The sequence below is a fragment of the Sphingomonas qomolangmaensis genome, assembly GCF_024496245.1.
In the GTDB taxonomy this organism is placed as follows: Bacteria; Pseudomonadota; Alphaproteobacteria; order Sphingomonadales; family Sphingomonadaceae; genus Sphingomonas; species Sphingomonas qomolangmaensis.
This window is the reverse complement of record NZ_CP101740.1, coordinates 3360594-3377027: the sequence shown is the minus strand read 5'-3', so window position 1 is coordinate 3377027 and position 16434 is coordinate 3360594. Positions and strand designations below refer to the sequence as shown.

Annotated in this window: 15 protein-coding genes; 6 read left to right on the top strand and 9 right to left on the bottom strand. The window is 67.0% G+C overall.

Annotation, left to right across the window (positions count from 1 at the left end):
• The first annotated feature begins 304 nt into the window (after nt 1-304).
• Together NMP03_RS15905 and NMP03_RS15900 are read left to right on the top strand one after the other, a co-directional pair.
• Nucleotides 305-895 carry an NADPH-dependent FMN reductase gene (locus NMP03_RS15905; protein ID WP_256506474.1) on the top strand — a complete coding sequence of 197 codons (591 nt, stop codon included), beginning with the start codon at nt 305-307 and terminating at the stop codon, nt 893-895.
• A gap of 71 nt (nt 896-966) precedes the next feature.
• The gene (locus NMP03_RS15900) at nt 967-2472 is read left to right on the top strand and encodes a S41 family peptidase (protein WP_256506473.1); all 1506 of its coding nucleotides are present in this window, start codon (nt 967-969) and stop codon (nt 2470-2472) included.
• 16 nt (nt 2473-2488) lie between these two features.
• Here the strand turns inward: NMP03_RS15900 and pdeM are convergent, their stop codons facing one another.
• The 4 genes from pdeM to NMP03_RS15880 all read right to left on the bottom strand — a co-directional run bounded on the left by pdeM (nt 2489) and on the right by NMP03_RS15880 (nt 6884).
• Entirely contained in the window at nt 2489-3151 is a 663-nt protein-coding gene (gene pdeM / locus NMP03_RS15895; RefSeq protein WP_256506472.1) for a ligase-associated DNA damage response endonuclease PdeM, read from the bottom strand.
• A 41-nt stretch (nt 3152-3192) separates the two neighbouring features.
• Nucleotides 3193-4215: an aspartyl protease family protein gene (locus tag NMP03_RS15890; RefSeq protein ID WP_256506471.1), complete on the bottom strand. Its 1023-nt coding sequence runs from the start codon at nt 4213-4215 to the stop codon at nt 3193-3195.
• Complete coding sequence (locus NMP03_RS15885) at nt 4212-6626, bottom strand: ligase-associated DNA damage response DEXH box helicase (protein WP_256506470.1); 2415 nt, start codon at nt 6624-6626, stop codon at nt 4212-4214. Before NMP03_RS15885 ends, NMP03_RS15890 begins: the two co-directional genes overlap by 4 nt.
• 69 nt (nt 6627-6695) lie before the next feature.
• Complete coding sequence (locus NMP03_RS15880; protein ID WP_256506469.1) at nt 6696-6884, bottom strand: hypothetical protein; 189 nt, start codon at nt 6882-6884, stop codon at nt 6696-6698.
• An 82-nt stretch (nt 6885-6966) separates the two neighbouring features.
• Here NMP03_RS15880 and NMP03_RS15875 point away from each other — a divergent pair, with 82 nt between their 5' ends.
• Together NMP03_RS15875 and NMP03_RS15870 are read left to right on the top strand one after the other, a co-directional pair.
• The gene (locus tag NMP03_RS15875) at nt 6967-7962 is read left to right on the top strand and encodes a ligase-associated DNA damage response exonuclease (protein WP_256506468.1); all 996 of its coding nucleotides are present in this window, start codon (nt 6967-6969) and stop codon (nt 7960-7962) included.
• 192 nt (nt 7963-8154) lie between these two features.
• Nucleotides 8155-9984, top strand: coding sequence for a DUF885 domain-containing protein (locus NMP03_RS15870; protein ID WP_256506467.1), 1830 nt, complete (start codon nt 8155-8157; stop codon nt 9982-9984).
• Here NMP03_RS15870 and NMP03_RS15865 read toward each other — a convergent pair.
• The 4 genes from NMP03_RS15865 to NMP03_RS15850 form a co-directional block, all read right to left on the bottom strand.
• Entirely contained in the window at nt 9981-10964 is a 984-nt protein-coding gene (locus tag NMP03_RS15865) for a hypothetical protein (protein WP_256506466.1), read from the bottom strand. The two genes, NMP03_RS15870 and NMP03_RS15865, sit on opposite strands and share 4 nt — an antisense overlap.
• Nucleotides 10961-12337: a glycosyl transferase family protein gene (locus NMP03_RS15860; RefSeq protein ID WP_319937637.1), complete on the bottom strand. Its 1377-nt coding sequence runs from the start codon at nt 12335-12337 to the stop codon at nt 10961-10963. Before NMP03_RS15860 ends, NMP03_RS15865 begins: the two co-directional genes overlap by 4 nt.
• Before the next feature lie 172 nt (nt 12338-12509).
• On the bottom strand, nt 12510-13025 hold the full coding sequence (locus NMP03_RS15855) for an RcnB family protein (protein WP_256506464.1): 516 nt from the start codon (nt 13023-13025) through the stop codon (nt 12510-12512).
• Between the two features lie 122 nt (nt 13026-13147).
• Nucleotides 13148-13633 carry an outer membrane protein assembly factor BamE gene (locus NMP03_RS15850; protein ID WP_406697951.1) on the bottom strand — a complete coding sequence of 162 codons (486 nt, stop codon included), beginning with the start codon at nt 13631-13633 and terminating at the stop codon, nt 13148-13150.
• Nucleotides 13634-13760: 127 nt separating this feature from the next.
• Here NMP03_RS15850 and NMP03_RS15845 point away from each other — a divergent pair, with 127 nt between their 5' ends.
• Nucleotides 13761-14273, top strand: a complete 513-nt coding sequence (locus tag NMP03_RS15845; protein ID WP_256506463.1) for a ubiquinol-cytochrome C chaperone family protein — start codon at nt 13761-13763, stop codon at nt 14271-14273.
• Entirely contained in the window at nt 14270-14797 is a 528-nt protein-coding gene (locus NMP03_RS15840) for a YceD family protein (protein WP_256506462.1), read from the top strand. The genes NMP03_RS15845 and NMP03_RS15840 overlap by 4 nt, the downstream gene beginning before the upstream one ends.
• Nucleotides 14798-14807: 10 nt before the next feature.
• Here NMP03_RS15840 and NMP03_RS15835 read toward each other — a convergent pair whose 3' ends face one another.
• The gene (locus NMP03_RS15835; protein ID WP_406697948.1) at nt 14808-16394 is read right to left on the bottom strand and encodes a peptide chain release factor 3; all 1587 of its coding nucleotides are present in this window, start codon (nt 16392-16394) and stop codon (nt 14808-14810) included.
• Nucleotides 16395-16434 lie beyond the last annotated feature (40 nt).

Below are 16434 nucleotides of genomic sequence, written 5' to 3'. Positions count from 1 at the left end.
GCCGCAGGGCACGACCATTTTTTCAACTAGCGAAAGGAGGTGATCCGATGTCTCATGGTTCAGCAAAGGGGTCGGTTCAGTTCGTTGGGGAGACGCGCCGCTAAGCTTCGGCAGCCGAGGGCGGGGGCGCTATTGCCCCATCCAACGCCTTCCTGACCGCAAGTGCGCGGCTCGCATGGTCTCCCACACTGGAACTTCCGGCCGCTGACCATGTCCGAGGCTGTCGGGTCCGTACACCGGATCCGGCAGCCTCTTTCATTTGCACTGCATGGCGCGCGCCGTGCCAGCCTCGAAAGCAATCGCGATGCCGCACCGCATTCTCGTCTTCTACGGCTCCTATCGCCGAGATCGCCAGGGCATCCGGCTGGCGCAATATCTGGTCGAGGGATTGGCGGCGCGCGGCGATGATGTCGAGCTGATCGACGCCAAGGCGGTCGGACTGCCAATGCTCGACCGGATGTTCAAGGAATATCCCGAGGGCGAGGCCCCCGCGAACCTGGCGACGCTGGCCGAGAAGATCCGCACCGCCGACGGCTTCGTGTTCGTGGCGGGCGAATATAATTGGGGCATGCAGCCCGGCCTCAAGAACCTGACCGACCATTTCCTCGAGGAATGGTTCTGGCGCCCCGCGGCGATCGCCAGCTATTCGGCGGGCCGGCTGGGCGGCGCGCGCGCCAACTCGGCCTGGCACGCGACGCTCGCCGAAATGGGGATGGCGGTGATTTCGAGCACGCTCACCGTCGGCGGCATCGGCCAGGCGCTCGATGCAGACGGCCAGCCGACCGGCGACGGTGGCCAGGCGCTCGCCAAGGCGTTCCCGCGCTTCGCCGACGATCTGCGCTGGTGGATCGAGGCGGCAAGTGCACAGCGCGAACGAAGCGCGCCGCCCTATTGAACGCTATTTGCCGCTTGCCGGGCGCATGACGCGCTGACATGCTCCCCGCATCCTCGTGAGGGCGTAAGCTTATGCGTAAGAACTCGGTTCAGCATCGCACTTTGGCTGCGGTCGTGGCGTCGGCAATGTTGCTTGCGGCATGCGGCGGCGGCGGGTCGGGATCGGTCGCGGTCCAGCCCGGCGGCGGCAATACCGGCGGCACGCCCTCGCCAACCCCCGCCCCCGCCCCGCCGGCGACCGGCACCTGCGCATTGGGTGCCCGCCAGAGCTGGGTGCTCGCGCAGATGCGCGAATGGTATCTGTTCCCCGAAACCCTCCCCGCCGCGCTAGACCCCGCGGGCTTTTCGACGCTCGACACCTATGTCGACGGGCTGACCGCCACCGCACGGACGCAGGGTCGCGACCGGTTCTTCACCTATGTCACCTCGATCGCCGAGGAGAACGCCTTCAATAGCTCGGGCGCCACCGCCGGCTTCGGCTTCCGCCTGGCGGTCAATGCATCGAACCAGCTGGTGGTGAGCGAATCGTTCGAGAGCGCACCTGCGCTGGCGGCGGGAATCGACCGCGGTACCCAGATCATCGGCATCGGCACCACGACCGCGGACGTTCGCACGGTGCAGGATATCGTGAATAGCGGGGGCAATGCCGCGCTCACCAATGCGTTCGGCCCAGATACCCCGGGCACCACCCGCGTGCTGCGCGTTCGCGGCCTCGACGGGTTCCAGCGTGACGTTTCGGTCGCCAAGGCGAACTTCAACCTTTCGCCGGTGTCGTCGCGCTACGGCGCACGCGTGATCGACAATGGCGGCCAGCGCGTCGGCTATCTCAACCTGCGCACCTTCATCCTGTCGGCCGATCCGCAAATGCGCGAAGCCTTTGCGCGTTTCCGGGCCGAGGGGATCACCAATCTGATCGTCGATGTCCGCTATAATGGCGGCGGGTTGCTCAGCACCGCCGAACTGCTCGGCGACCTGATGGGCGGCGACCGGACGCCGTCGCAGATCTTCAGCACCCTGCGCTTCCGCCCCGAAAAGGCGGCCGAGAACCGGACCAAATTCTTCGCCCAGCAGCCGCAGACGATTGCGCCGATGCGCGTCGCCTTCATCGGCACCGGCGGTTCGGCGTCGGCGAGCGAACTGATCGTCAACGCCTTCATCCCCTATCTGAACAACCGCGCGGCGCTGATCGGCACCAACACCTTCGGCAAGCCCGTCGGCCAAATCGCGCTAGACCGCGCCGAGTGCGACGACCGGTTGCGCGTGGTGGCCTTCGCGACGGTCAACGCCGACAATCAGGGCGACTATTATGGCGGCTTGGCCTCGACCGTCCGCGCCAGCTGCCAGGCGAGCGACGACCTGAACTTCCAGATGGGCGATCCGCGCGAGCAATCGACCGCGCGCGCGCTCGATTTCCTAGCGGGTCGCAGCTGCACGCCGATCGCCGGCACCCAGGCCGCGGCGACCATGCCGGGGCAGACTGGGGGTCGGAATGCGGGCCAGTCATTCGCGCAGGGACAGGAATTGCTGGTGCCGCTGCGCCCGACGCCGATGCAGCGCGAGGTGCCGGGCGCTTTCTGACGCGGCCCTGTGCGGCTCAGGCCGCGAGCGCGAACCGCAACATGCGATCGGGCAGCGGCACCAACGCCTGCGCCCCCGGCCCCACCGCGCGAACGATCTCGGGATGCGTGGCATCGAGCCCGCCGGTCAGCGCGCCGAACGCGGGCAGGATCAGCTTGGTCGGGGTCGCGACGAAACAGCGCCGCGCGATGTTGCGCCCGCGCACCGTAACGCGCAGTTTCGGATGAAAATGCCCCGACATTTCGGGGCGTCCCTCGCCCGCTTCGGCCTCGTGGCGGAGCACCACCCCGTCGACGACGGCTTCGGCGAGCACCTCGCCGCCGCAACGATCGACCATCCCGGCATCGTGATTACCGGTGATCCACACCCAGCGCCGCCCCCCGACCAGCGATCGCAAGCCGTCCTGTACCGTGGCGGGCAAACGATCGCAGCCGGCTGCATCGTGAAAGCTGTCGCCCAGGCACCAGATCTCGCGCGGGTCGCAACGCGTGACCGCCGCCTGCAACCGCTCGAGCGTTTCCATCGAATCATACGGCGGCAGCATCTGGCCGTGCGACGCGAACCAGCTCGCCTTTTCAAAATGCAGGTCGGCGACCAGCATCGCGCGGCGCGCGGGCCAGAACAGCGCGCCATCGGCCAAGGCGGCAAAGTCATGCCCAGCGAACGAAAAGGGAACCATAGCCCCGCCTATGCCGCGTCGGGCAGGCGGGCGCAACCGGGTCACGGCATCCGCGTGCCGATAAGCGAGGCGGTTCGGAAGCTCTGGCGCGGCAGCAGGAAGCGGACCTCGCGATTGGCGAAATCGATGCGCACCTTCCTAAATAGCCGCATCGCATCCATTCCCAGGAACAATGCCGGGCGATCGTCGAGCCCCAGTCGCCGGAACGGCGCGACATCGGCGAAGGCGATCCCCAGATGCTGGAACTCGGCACCGCCGATGGTAACCCGCGGCACCTGGTGATGCTCGGCCATCAGCACGTCGCCGGTGACGCTGGTCAGATGGATCGGGCGCAGCGGGGTCGACCGCTTGCGCACCAGCTCGAGCAGCTTGGCGTTGCCGATGCTCACGCTGGTGCCGGTATCGAGGATCACCGCGATCCGCTTGCCCGCGTAAAAGGCGTCCGACACGATCAGCCGCCCCGCCAGCGTCTTGGCGCGAACGACGATCTCGCCGGGGTTCGACGCCCGGCGACGGCGAAGCGCCTTGGCGACGTGCATCTCGTTCGCCTCGAAATCGATCTGCACCGCGCTGCCGGCAAGCGAATCGATCCCCACCAGCCCGTCGGCGCCCAGATGCGCACGATCGAGCGAGGGCGCCTCGATCCGCAGCCCGCGCGGCACCGCGTCGATCTCGAGCGAGGGGATCAGCACCGTCGCGGCAGGGCTACTGCCCGTCATCGCTGCGATGTTGACGGTGCGTCCCGCCGCTAGCCGCAGCATCCCCGCGACCTGGTGCGCGATGACGGTACGCTCGGCGCCGGTGTCGATGATGAAACGATAGGGGCCGCTGCCGTTGAGCCGCACCGGCACGCTCATCCGCTCGTCATAATCGGTGAAGGCGAGGACCTCGGCGAGCGGATCGACCGGGGGTTCGGCAAGCGGATCGGCGGGCTCGGTGACGACCGGCGTCGGCACTTCCTGCGCAGCAACCGGGCACGCGATCAGGGTACAGGCCCAAAGGGCAAAAGTACGCAGCATCGGCACAGCATACGCCTCGTCGGGCGCGCCAACAATCGGATTCAATCGGCGCGCATCGCCTCGGCCGCGAGCACTTCGGCCTCTTCGAGGAGCGCATCGTCGGCGCTGCCCTGCGCCACACTCTCGCGGCCGATCAGCACCAGTACCGGCACCGCCAGCGGGCTCACGCGATCGAGCTCGACATGCAGCATCGTCGCCGCCGCGCGGTCGAGCAGGCTCGCCAGCCGCCCGACATCGGTCATCCGCGCGCGCGCATCGTCCCATGCCGCCTGCAACAGCAAATGCCCGGGCTCGTATTTGCGCAGCACGTCGTAGATCAGGTCGGTCGAGAAGGTCACCTGCTTGCCGGTTTTCTTCTTGCCCGGGATCTGCCGCTCGACCAGCCCGCCGATCACCGCGACTTCGCGGAAAGCGCGCTTGAGCAGCGCCGAACCCTGCACCCATTCGACAAATTCATGCTCGAGGATGTCGGGCGAGAACAGCGCCGCGGGATCGGTGATCGGCTCTAACCCATAGCAGGCCAACGCGTAATCGTTCGACACGAACCCGATCGGCTTGAGCCCCAACTGCTCCATCCGCCGCGTCACCAACATCCCCAACGACTGGTGCGCGTTCCAGCCCTCGAAGCTGTACATCACCATGTAATGCCGCCCCTCGCGCGGGAAGGTTTCGACCAGCAGCTCGCCAGGCTTGGGCAGCACCGATCGGTTGCCCTGCATTTCCAGCCATTCGCGCACGTCTGGGGGGAAGTCGTGCCAAGCGCTGCGATCGTGGAGGTAAGTGCGGACGCGGTGTGCCAAATTCGTGGACAGCGGCAGCCGCGCACCGACATAGCTGGGGATACGCGCGGGCCTCGAGGTCGCTCGCACCACCAGATCGAGCTGGTCGATCTTCTCGACCTCCAGGCTCATGCCTGCGAAGAAAAACGTATCGCCCGGGGATAGCGTAGAGGCGAAATATTCCTCGACCGTCCCCAGCTTGCGACCGTTCCTGAAGCGCACTTCGAGCGTCGCGGCATCGATGATGATCCCCGCGTTCAGCCGATGCTGCGTCACGAAGCGCGGGTGCGCCACCCGCCACAGCCCGTCCGGCCCCTGCGCCAGCCGCTTGAACCGGTCATAGGCCTTCAACGCATAGCCACCATCGGCGATGAATTGCAGCACCCGTTCGAACACCTCGTCGGTCAGCGCCGAATAAGGCAACGCCCCACGCACTTCGTGCAGCATGACCGCAGCATCGAACGGCGCGGCGCATGCGCACGCCATCAAATGCTGCGCCAATACGTCGAGCGCTCCGGGGCGGAAGATGTCGGGATCGAGCTCGCCGGCATGCACCGCGTCGAGCGCGGCGCGCGCTTCGAGATATTCGAAGCGGTTGCCCGGCACCAGGATCGCCTTCGACGGCTCGTCCAGCCGGTGGTTGGCGCGGCCGATCCGCTGGAGCAGCCGCGACGATCCCTTGGGCGCGCCCATCTGGATCACGCAATCGACATCGCCCCAATCGACGCCCAGGTCGAGGCTGGCGGTCGCAACCAGTGCGCGCAGTCGTCCATCGGCCATCGCCGATTCGACCTTGCGCCGCGCCTCGCGCGACAGGCTGCCGTGATGCACCCCCATCGGCAGATTGGCATCATTCACCTTCCACAGATCCTGGAAGATCAGCTCGGCGAGCCCGCGCGTGTTGCTGAACACGATCGTGGTGCGGTGCTGCGCGATCGCCGCCATCACCTGCGGCGCGGCATAGCGCCCCGAATGCCCCGACCACGGCACCCGCCCCTGCGGCAGCAGGATCGCGATGTCGGGGTCGGCCCCCGCCTCGCCCTGCACCAGTTCGACGGTGTCGATATCGCCATCGGGTGCCAGCCACGCGCGATAGCCATCGGCATCGGCGACCGTCGCCGACAGCGCGACCCGGCGCATCGCAGGCGCAATCGCCTGCAGCCGCGCCATCCCCAGTGACAGCAGATCGCCGCGCTTGCCGGTGGCAAAGGCGTGGACCTCGTCGACCACTACGCAGCGTATCCCCGCGAACATCGTGAAACTGTCGGGATAGCTCAGCAACAGGCTCAGCGATTCAGGGGTGGTCAGCAGAATGTTGGGTGGCTTGGCCCGCTGCCGCGCCTTGCGGTCCGACGGCGTGTCGCCGGTTCGCGCCTCGACGGTGATCGACAGCCCCATCTCGGCAATCGGGGTAAGCAAGTTGCGCTGCACGTCGATCGCCAGCGCCTTGAGTGGTGAGATGTAAAGCGTGTGGATGCCCTCGTGCGGGCGCTCGATCAGCTCTGTCAGCGTCGGAAGGAATCCAGACAGCGTCTTGCCCGCGCCGGTCGCGGCAATCAGCAGCGCATGCCGCCCGGCGCGCGCTGCACCCAGCATGTCGAGCTGGTGTCGGCGCGGTTGCCAGCCACGCGCAGCGAACCAGTCGGTAAGCTGCGCGGGTAGATTGGCGGCGGTCATGCCACGCTCAATCCGGCATCGCGTCGCGCCGAGCAACCGCGAATGCCGGCGTCACGCGCAACCAGCGCGTCAATGCTCGTCGGCGGCCTTGTCGGCTTTTTCCTGCTCGTCGTAATTGCGGCGCGTCGCTTCCTCGGTCGCCTGCACTTCGCGCGCGGTGCCGCGGTTGTTGCGCATCGCCCAGACGATCGCGATCACCAGGATGATCGGCCCGATGATCGTTAGCGCGCCCCAAACCGAGCTAAAATCGAACGACATGCTATTCTCCTTCGCCTGCCCAACGACGGCGAAACGCGTTCGATCCAATTGCATGGCGCCGCCGCGCCACCACATGGGACCGATGAGCCCAGGCCGATGGATCGAACCCAAGCCCGAGGGCATCTATATTCCGGCAGCCGATGCCTGGGTCGATCCTTCGCAACCCAAGCCACGCGCGCTGGTGACGCATGGCCATGCCGATCACGCGCGCGGCGGGCATGGCGCGGTGTGGGCGACGCCCGAGACGCTGGCGATCATGGATGTTCGCTATGGCGAGCAGGCGGGGCATCCGGTCGCCTATGGCCAGACGCTGCGGCTGGGCGAGGTCGACATCTCGTTCGTTCCCGCGGGGCATGTGCTGGGGTCGGCGCAGATCGTGCTCGACTATGCGGGCGAGCGCGTGGTCGTCTCGGGCGACTACAAACGCCGCGAGGACCCGACTTGCGCGGCGTTCGAGCCGGTCAAGTGCGACGTCTTCATCACCGAGGCGACCTTCGGCCTGCCGGTGTTCCGCCATCCGCACACGCATGACGAGATGGACAAATTGCTCGCGGCGTTGCGCGCCGAACCCGATCGCTGCGTGCTCGTCGGCGCCTATGCGCTGGGCAAGGCGCAGCGGGTGATCCGCGAACTGCGCGTGCTGGGGTTCAACGATCCGATCTATCTCCACGGCGCGCTGCAACGCCTGTGCGACCTGTATGTCGCGCACGGCGTCGATCTGGGCGAGCTGCGCCCCGCCGCGGGCGTCGCGAAGGCCGAGCTTGCCGGGCGGATCGTGATGGCGCCGCCATCGGCGCTCAACGATCGCTGGTCGCGGCGGCTGCCCGATCCGATCACCGCGATGGCATCGGGCTGGATGCGCGTGCGCCAGCGCGCGCGCCAGCGGCAGGTCGAGCTCCCGATCATCCTGTCGGACCACGCCGATTGGGACGAGCTGACCGCAACGATCCTGGAAATCGCCCCGCGCGAAGTATGGGTTACGCATGGCCGCGAAGACGCGTTGGTCCACTGGTGCGCCCAGCGCCAGATCAAGGCGCGCGCGCTCGACCTGCTGGGGTTCGAAGACGAGGACGACTGATCTTCTGCCTCCCCTCCCTGGAAGGGAGCGGTCGGGGGTGGGTCGGCCAGTGGGAAAGCGCCCCGTTTCCATACCACCCGCCCCACCCCCGCCCCTCCCTTCCAGGGAGGGAGAAACGCATTGCCGCCGCCCGCCCCGCCGGTTAGCCTTTACGCTTCCCCGGGCCGATCGCCCGCCAATCAAGGGCTATCCATGTCGCCTCGCCTGTTGCTGCCGTTGATCCTGCTCGTCCCCGCCTGCGCCGCGACCACGCCGCCGCAGGCCGTCACCGCCCAGCCCGCCGCTGCTCCCGGCGCTAATGCCGAGGACGCGCGGCTGCTCGCCTTCCTCGACAAGGCGTTCGACGAGGCGGTCGCGCTCAGCCCCGAAACGCTCACCAGCTTCGGCAGCAAGACCGGTTACGACAAGCTCGACGATTATACCTCGGCAGAGGGCGAACGCCGGATGGCGATGGCGGAGGCGACGCTCGCCGAAATGCGCCGCCAGTTCCGCCCCGAGGCACTGAGCGAAAGCGGACGGCTCAGCTACCGCCTGTTCGAGACCCAGGTCGAAAACCAGCGCCGCCAATATGCCTTTCGCGACTATAGCTTCCCGGTCTCGACCAATGGCAGCCCCGCCGGCTCGATCCCGGTCTTCCTGATCAACCAGCACAAGATCGCCAGCGTCGCCGACGCCGAGGCCTATATCGCGCGCATCGCCGAGACCGATCGCGTCATGCGCGAGGTGGCCGCGCATATGCGCATGCAGGCCGGCAAGGGGATCATCCCGCCCAAGATGGTGTTCGCCCCCGCGCGCGCCGATGCGCAAAAGGTCATCACCGGCGCGCCCTTCACCGCGGGCGAAGACAGCACGTTGCTGGCGGACTTCAAGAAGAAGGTCGCCGCGCTCGATGCCCCCGCCGCGACCAAGACCAAGCTGGTCGCCGATGCGAGCGCCGCGCTCACCGGCCCCTTCAAGAACGGCTTCGCGACGCTGTTCGCCGCGCTCGACGAGATCGAGCCGCAGGCCAAGGGCAATGACGGCGCGTGGAGCCTGCCCAATGGCGAGGCCTATTATGCCGCACGCCTCGCGCAGAACACCACCACCGCCATGAGCGCCGACGCGATCCACCAGGTCGGCCTCGCGCAGGTCGCGCGCATTCGTGCCGAGATGGAGGCGGTGAAGGACCGCGTCGGCTTCAAGGGCACGCTCGGCGAATTCTTCGAGGACGTCCGCAGCAATCCGCGCTTCAAATATGAGAATTCGGCTGCGGGTCGCGAAGTGTATCTGACCGACGCGCGCGCGGTGATCGCATCGATGATGGCCGCTGCGCCGCGCTATTTCCACACCCTGCCCAAGGCGGCGCTAGAAGTGCGCGCGGTCGAGGCTTGGCGGCAGGACACTGCCGCGGTCGCCTTCTACAACCGCCCCGCCCCCGACGGCTCGCGGCCGGGCATCTTCTACGTCAACCTCGCCGATATGGGCCAGGTGCAAAAGGTACAGACCGCAGGGATCGCGGTCCACGAAGGCGCGCCAGGGCATCATTTCCAGATCGCCCGGCAGCAGGAACTACCCGACATGCCCAAATTCCGCCGGCTCGGCGGGTACAGCGCCTATTCCGAAGGCTGGGGGCTGTATACCGAGCGGCTCGCCAAGGAGATGGGCGCGTATAGCGATCCCTATGACGAATTCGGCATGCTCTCGCTCCAGATGTGGCGCGCGATCCGACTGGTCACCGATACCGGCATGCATTCGAAGCGCTGGTCGCGCGAAAAGGCGATCGCCTATTTCCAAGAGAATTCGTCGCTGGCGCAGCGCGACATCGTCAAGGAGGTCGAGCGCTACATCAACAATCCGGGGCAGGCGACCAGCTACATGATCGGCCAGCTCAAGATCGCCGAACTGCGCGCGCGATCCGAACAGGCGCTTGGCAGCCGCTTCGACATCCGCGATTTCCACGAGGTGATCCTGGGCAACGGCGCGATGCCGCTGAACCTCCTCGAGGAGCAGGTCGACCGCTACATCGCCGCCAAGCGCGGCTAGAAATCGGTCCCCAGCGTCACGGCGAGGCCCGACCCCGGGGCGGCCTTGCCCACCACGCGCTGCCGCCAGTCGACCGATAGCCGCAACGATCGCCCCGCCACGGGCAGCGCGATCGTTGCGGTCGGTCCCAGATCGATGCGCTGGGCATCACGCTGCGCCCCGCCCCAGGCACCGGCACCGACGGTGACGCCCGGCAGGATCGGGCGGGTCAGCCGTAGCGCGCCATCGGCGAACCCCTCGATCATACCACCACGCGCCACCACGCCCGCCTGGCCATAGCCCTCGACGATCAGCCCCGCCGCAATCGGGGTCGGCCCCACCCCGCCCACCGCGAACACCGCCTGCCCATCGGCGGTGCCGTCGATCCCGAAGCGCTGTTCGGCGATCATCGCGACATTGGCGCCGACCGGACGCCATTCGATCCCCAGCGCCGCCTCGCTCCCGCTCCCCCGCAACGGGGTCGACACCCGCGCGGTGGCGGCGAGCGTTCGCGCATCGCCCAGCGCATAGCGCAGCCGCACCCCCGCCTGCGATCCACCCAGCTGCCCGGCATCGGACAAGGATCGCCCGCCGTCGCGCGCGATGAGCCAGGCGGTGCCGCTGAACCGCCCCTCCCCACGCGCGGCGGGCATAATCGACGGACGCGGTGACGGCGCCCAGCGTTCCTGACTGAAGGCCGCGCCGATGGACGCCGGCGGCGACGGCGAGGTCGCAAGCATGAGGTCCGGCGGAGTAGACAGCGGAGCTTCGGGTATCGGCTTTTCTATCGCGAGAACCGGGACAGGCCGCCTCACCGAAGCTACTATTTGCTCGACTACCGCCGCCCGCGCCCTCACCGGCATCGCCGCAGGTGAGGCCTGCGCCACCAGCGAAGGTGCCGCCAACTCAACCGCTTCGAGCAGCAGGAAAGACACCCGCAGCGCGATCCAGCCCCCCAGCACATAGCCGACGAACCACAACGGCCGCCCGGCACCGCTCACCCACCACCGCTTTCGGCAAGATCGGGAAAATGATGCCGCGTCTTGTCCCAGGTGAGCGCCTGTCCCCGCAGCAGCCCGATATAGCGAAACAACGCGCGCCGCGCCGCGAGCAGCGAGATCCAATTGCTCACGAACATCCGCGGTACCGAAAGGATTGCCTCCACCCAGCCATAGGCAGCCCCGACGAACGCCATCCGCATCGCGGTCCGCCACAGCAGCAATCCGCCATTGACCGCTAGCAGCCACCGCAGCGTCGGCGACAGCGGATCGGGCGCGGTGCCGAACCACCAATGCAGCGCAGCGCCAAGTGCCCATCCCACCAGCGCGGCATAAGCCGCCAGCAACAACAGCAGCGCGATCAGCGCGCGGCGGTCGCGCATCCGCATCCAGTGATCGCCCAGATCGAAGCGACGCCCCCAGCCGATCCGGTCCCATCCGGCAAGCGCGATCCCCGTCATCCACCGCGCCTTCTGGCGAACCGCAGCGTCGAGCCGCGCGGGGAAGTACGCGTGTACCGCAACCGGCGGACCGCCGCGGCGCTCGGCCACCCGAGCGAACACCGCACGACCGCCCAAGCCGGCAACCGTCAGCCCGAGTTCGTAATCCTCGACCAAGCTGGTGGCATCGAACGGCACCCCGCCGCGCAGTTGCGCGACCTTCGCCATCATCGATCGCGCGATCGCACAGCCGACGCCTGCCAGCGGCATCGCGGCACCGAGCGCCTGACGCACCAGCGCCTGCTTGGCGTGCAATTCGGTGAACTCATCGAGGTAGTGGCCGGATACGAAGCGCGAGCTGCGATCGACCAGCGGCGACACCGGGATCTGCACGATATCGGCCGCGGCCAGGAAATGCGCATAGACCTGCAACTCGCCGGCATGCACCACATCCTCGGCGTCGTGCAGCACGATCGCATCGACCATCCGGCCGTCGGACGCTTCGTCTTCGAGCATTGCGCGCCACACGACGTTGAGGCAGTGCGCCTTGGTGGTCGGCCCCGGCAGCTCGCCCACGACCAACCGGACGCGCGGGTCGCCGCGCGCGGCTGCCGTCACCGCATCGATGGTCGCGCGGTCATTGGGATAGGTACCGATATATATCCGGTAATCACCATGCCCGAACCGCGCCAGCGCGGTTCGAACCATCCCCCCGATCACCTCCGATTCGTCCCACGCAGCAACGAATACCGCGATCCGCGTCGGCGGCGGCCGAAGCATCGCGAGGCGCAGCGGAGTATCGCGGCGCAATCGAAGCGCGACCAGCCGAATACCGTAAAGCATGTCGACCAAAAGATCGTCGAGTCCGCCAATAGCGAATCCGATCGCGGCGAACAGCATCACTTCGTGCGTGACCGCGTCGAGCAGGCCCGTCACCAAATCCTGTCCTCCATCACCGCGTCACCCCCCGATTCGCGACGCATACTATCTTGTTTACTATATATTTACGCAACCAAGCTGGAGCGATTAACCACCATTTCGGACAAGACCTTACCCCGGTCGGCACGAAGCCGGCCGGGGTGGCCCATCCGTTGGACTGGCTACTTGCTTAGAAGTAGAACCCGCGGATAGTGTCGATCACGATGCCCCGGCGGTAATCGACGAGCACCACGTCGTTATAGTGGCGCACCCAGCGCTGGTTGCCGCGCACCTGCGGCAGGCGATAGCGCCACGGGTCGTTGATCCAGTAACGCTGGCCGTAAAAGGCCGGCGCGATCCGCGCACCCGCGCGGAACTGGTTGTAGCGGAACGGCGCGTTCCAGTTGCCGCGCGCATACAAGTTGCGGTTGGTGTTGCGATAGGCGCGCCAATCGTTGCGGCCATAAACGCGGTTGCGGTCACGAACGTCCTCGCGGACTTCCTGGCGTGCCTGCCGGACATCACGGCGTTCGCGGCGGACATCGCGGCCATCACCATAACGCTGTGCCTGACGCATTTCGCGGCGCTCTTCGCGCAGGTCCTGGCGGCTTTCGCGCACTTCGCGCTGCGATTGCGCGCTCGCGGGTACGGCGATCGCCGGCATGGCAACGGCTGCCATCAGCGCGGTCAATACAAACTTACGCATTTGCGATCCTCCTTCGATCTTCGTCTAAGGGCGATTCGGCGAACCGCCCCCGATGGAGATGCTTTTGCAGGAGTCGCGCTGAACGATGCGCGAACGCGTTTGTCAGCGAACTGAAAGCAAGCTTAGTTGGGGCCGCCCGGACCGCCACCGCCCGCGCCCGGCGCGCCAACGGTGCCGATGTTGCCGAACAGTTCCTGGAAGAAGCTCTTGTCGCGCCCCAGCGTCGGGGTCTTCTTCTTCAGCGGATCGATCGAGGCAACCTGCTCGATCCCCATCCGGTCGATGCTCGCGACATTCCCGGCTTCGTCGAAGCGGATGCGCAGCGTCGTCTGCTTGGCGGCTTCGGGGTTGTTGAACGCCAGGTTGCGGCTGTCGCGCGAGACATAATACCACTCGCCCTTGTCGAACTGTCCGGTCAGCGTCGGCTGGCCAAGCGTCTTGAGCACCGATTCGCGATTGTCGACGCCGGGTTGGACCGAGTTCACCAGATCGGGATCGATCACATAGCCCTGATGGCTGCGCAGCGGCGTACAGGCCGACAAAGCCACGCCGATCAACAGCAAGGGAAGGAAGACGCGGGTGCCGATCGGCGACATGGGGGGCAACATTCGTCGTGGCTCCTGAAACGCAAGCAAGCGATACTGCGCCAATGGATTGCATCGGCGGGCATTGCCCTCAATATGCCGGAGCGCCCGGCCAAACAAGGCCGCGCGCCGAACATGGACAAACCAGCCGATGGGCCTGCTGAACCGACTCTTCGGTCGCACCGAACCGCGCGAAGCCGCGACCTTGTACGATCAGGTGGTCGCAAGCGCGCGCGCCGAGCACTGGTACCTCGCCGGCGGCGTGCCCGACACCGTCGACGGGCGCTTCGACATGGTCGCCGCGGTGCTGGCGATGGTGCTGCTGCGGCTCGAGCAGGAACAGCAGGAAGCCGGTCAATTGAGCGCGTCGCTCGCCGAATGCTTCATCGACGACATGGACGGCCAGCTGCGCCAGATCGGGATCGGCGACATCACCGTCGGCAAGCATATCGGCAAGATGATGGGAATGCTCGGCGGGCGATTGGGGGCGTATCGCGACGGGCTGGCGGCGGGATCGCTCGACGCCGCGCTGGTGCGCAACCTGTACCGCGGCGAAGCCCCTGCCCCCGCAGCGCTGGCGCACACCGCCGAATCGCTGATGGCGCTGCGCAGCGCGCTCATCGGCACCTCGATCGACACGCTGCGCGCCGGACGGCTGCCATGACGCCCGAATTCTCCCGCCCGCACCGGCTCGACCAGATCGGCGCCGGCGAGAACCGGATCCATATCGAAGCCAGCGACACGGAGCGCGCGGCGCTCGCACGCCGGTTCGACCTGCAGGCGATCTACCGCCTCGTCGCCGACTATGCGCTCCGCCGCGACGCCGCCGGCGTCATCGTCGCCACCGGCACGCTCGAGGGCGCGGTGATCCAGTCGTGCATCGCGAGCGGCGAGCCGGTGCCCGCGGCAATCGCGGAGCGCTTCTCGATCCGCTTCCTCCCCGCCCCCCACGCCGACACCCCCGACGAAGTCGAGCTAGACTCCGATGATTGCGACACCGTGTTCTACACCGGCGGCGCGGTCGACCTGGGCGACGCCGCTGCCGAGACGCTGGCGCTCGCGCTCGATCCGTTCCCGCGGAGCCCCGCCGCCGAAATCGCACTGCGCGAAGCCGGCGTGCTGCGCGAGGAGGAGCTCCGCCCGGTCACCGGCCTGTCGGGCCTCGCCGACCTGCTGAAGAAGGGCTGAGGCCCGGCCTTCAGCGTTCGCGAGTTGCGGCGAACTTCACCGCAGGATAGCGTTCGGCGATGTAGTTCACCTCCCAGGCCGATTTCGCGAGGAACACCGGATTGTCGTCGCGATCCTTCGCCATCGACGTCCGGTTGAGCTCCATGAAGGTCTTGAGCTCGGCAGGATCGGCCGCCGACACCCAGCGCGCGGTGTCGAACGGTGCGGGCTCGAGCCCCGCCGCCACCTTATATTCGGCATCGAGCCGGCTCAGCAGCACTTCGAGCTGGAGCTGGCCCACAACACCGATGATCCAGTTCGATCCGATCTCGGGATAGAAGACCTGCGTCACCCCCTCCTCGGCCATGTCGTCGAGCGCCTTGCGAAGCTGCTTGGTCTTGGTGAAGTCCTTGAGCTGGACGCGGCGCAGGATTTCGGGCGCGAAATTGGGCAGGCCCGTGAAGCGCACCCCCGGCCTTTCGCTCAGCGTATCGCCGACGCGTAGCACGCCGTGGTTGGGAATGCCGATGATGTCGCCCGGATAGGCCTCGTCGGCCAGTTCGCGTTCGCGCGCGAAGAACAGGATCGGCGAATGGATCGCGATCGGCTTGCCATGCCCGCTCGGCGTCAGCTTCATGCCGCGCTTGAACACCCCCGAACACAGCCGCATGAACGCGATCCGGTCGCGGTGATTGGGGTCCATATTGGCCTGGACCTTGAAGATGAAGCCGGTGACTTCGCTGTCCGAGGGTTGCACCGGCGCGGGTTCGGCGGGCTGCGGGCGCGGACTGGGCGCGTGGCGCGCGATCGCGTCGATCAGCGAATCGACGCCGAATTCCTTGAGCGCCGATCCGAAATACACCGGGGTCAGGTCGCCCGCGCAATAGCGGTCGCCATCGAAATCGGCATAGCCCGCGACCGCCAGCTCGGCCTCCTCGCGCAGCCGATCGACGCCCTCGGGGCTGAGCGTATTCGCGAGATCGGGATCGTCGAGCCCGCGATATTGCTCGACCTTGCCCTGAAACTCGCGGCTGTCGCCTTCCGGCAACAACAGGCGATTGTCGACCAGGTCGAAAATCCCCTCGAACTGGCCGCCCATCCCGACCGGCCAGGTCATCGGGCACACGTCGAGCTGGAGCATGTCGGCGACTTCGTCGAGTAGCTCGAACGGCGGCCGGCCTTCGCGATCGACCTTGTTGACGAAGGTGATGATCGGCACGCTGCGCAGCCGGCAGACTTCGAACAATTTGCGCGTCTGCGGCTCGATGCCCTTGGCGGCGTCGATCACCATCACCGCCGAATCGACCGCGGTCAGCGTGCGATAGGTATCTTCGCTGAAATCCTCATGCCCCGGTGTGTCGAGCAGGTTGAAGGTGATCCCCTGCCGCTCGAAGGTCATCACCGACGAAGTGACCGAGATGCCGCGCTGCTGCTCGATCTTCATCCAGTCCGATCGCGCGCGGCGCGCCTGGCCGCGCGCCTTCACTTCGCCGGCGAGATGGATCGCGCCGCCGAACAGCAACAGCTTTTCGGTGAGCGTGGTCTTGCCCGCATCGGGATGCGAGATGATCGCGAAGGTACGGCGGTCTTGGGGGGTCAATTCTACTACTTTCGTCATGCCGGGCTCGATCCGGCATCCATGCGAGCCGGCGGCGGCG

Bases quoted from the DNA above. Each gene is read 5' to 3' on its own strand.
- NMP03_RS15905 (WP_256506474.1), top strand. From the start codon at position 305: ATGCCGCACCGCATTCTCGTCTTCTACGGCTCCTATCGCCGAGATCGC.
- NMP03_RS15900 (WP_256506473.1), top strand. From the start codon at position 967: ATGCGTAAGAACTCGGTTCAGCATCGCACTTTGGCTGCGGTCGTGGCG.
- pdeM (WP_256506472.1), bottom strand. From the start codon at position 3,151: ATGGTTCCCTTTTCGTTCGCTGGGCATGACTTTGCCGCCTTGGCCGAT.
- NMP03_RS15885 (WP_256506470.1), bottom strand. From the start codon at position 6,626: ATGACCGCCGCCAATCTACCCGCGCAGCTTACCGACTGGTTCGCTGCG.
- NMP03_RS15880 (WP_256506469.1), bottom strand. From the start codon at position 6,884: ATGTCGTTCGATTTTAGCTCGGTTTGGGGCGCGCTAACGATCATCGGG.
- NMP03_RS15875 (WP_256506468.1), top strand. From the start codon at position 6,967: ATGAGCCCAGGCCGATGGATCGAACCCAAGCCCGAGGGCATCTATATT.
- NMP03_RS15870 (WP_256506467.1), top strand. From the start codon at position 8,155: ATGTCGCCTCGCCTGTTGCTGCCGTTGATCCTGCTCGTCCCCGCCTGC.
- NMP03_RS15855 (WP_256506464.1), bottom strand. From the start codon at position 13,025: ATGCGTAAGTTTGTATTGACCGCGCTGATGGCAGCCGTTGCCATGCCG.
- NMP03_RS15850 (WP_406697951.1), bottom strand. From the start codon at position 13,633: ATGTTGCCCCCCATGTCGCCGATCGGCACCCGCGTCTTCCTTCCCTTG.
- NMP03_RS15845 (WP_256506463.1), top strand. From the start codon at position 13,761: ATGGGCCTGCTGAACCGACTCTTCGGTCGCACCGAACCGCGCGAAGCC.
- NMP03_RS15840 (WP_256506462.1), top strand. From the start codon at position 14,270: ATGACGCCCGAATTCTCCCGCCCGCACCGGCTCGACCAGATCGGCGCC.
- NMP03_RS15835 (WP_406697948.1), bottom strand. From the start codon at position 16,394: ATGACGAAAGTAGTAGAATTGACCCCCCAAGACCGCCGTACCTTCGCG.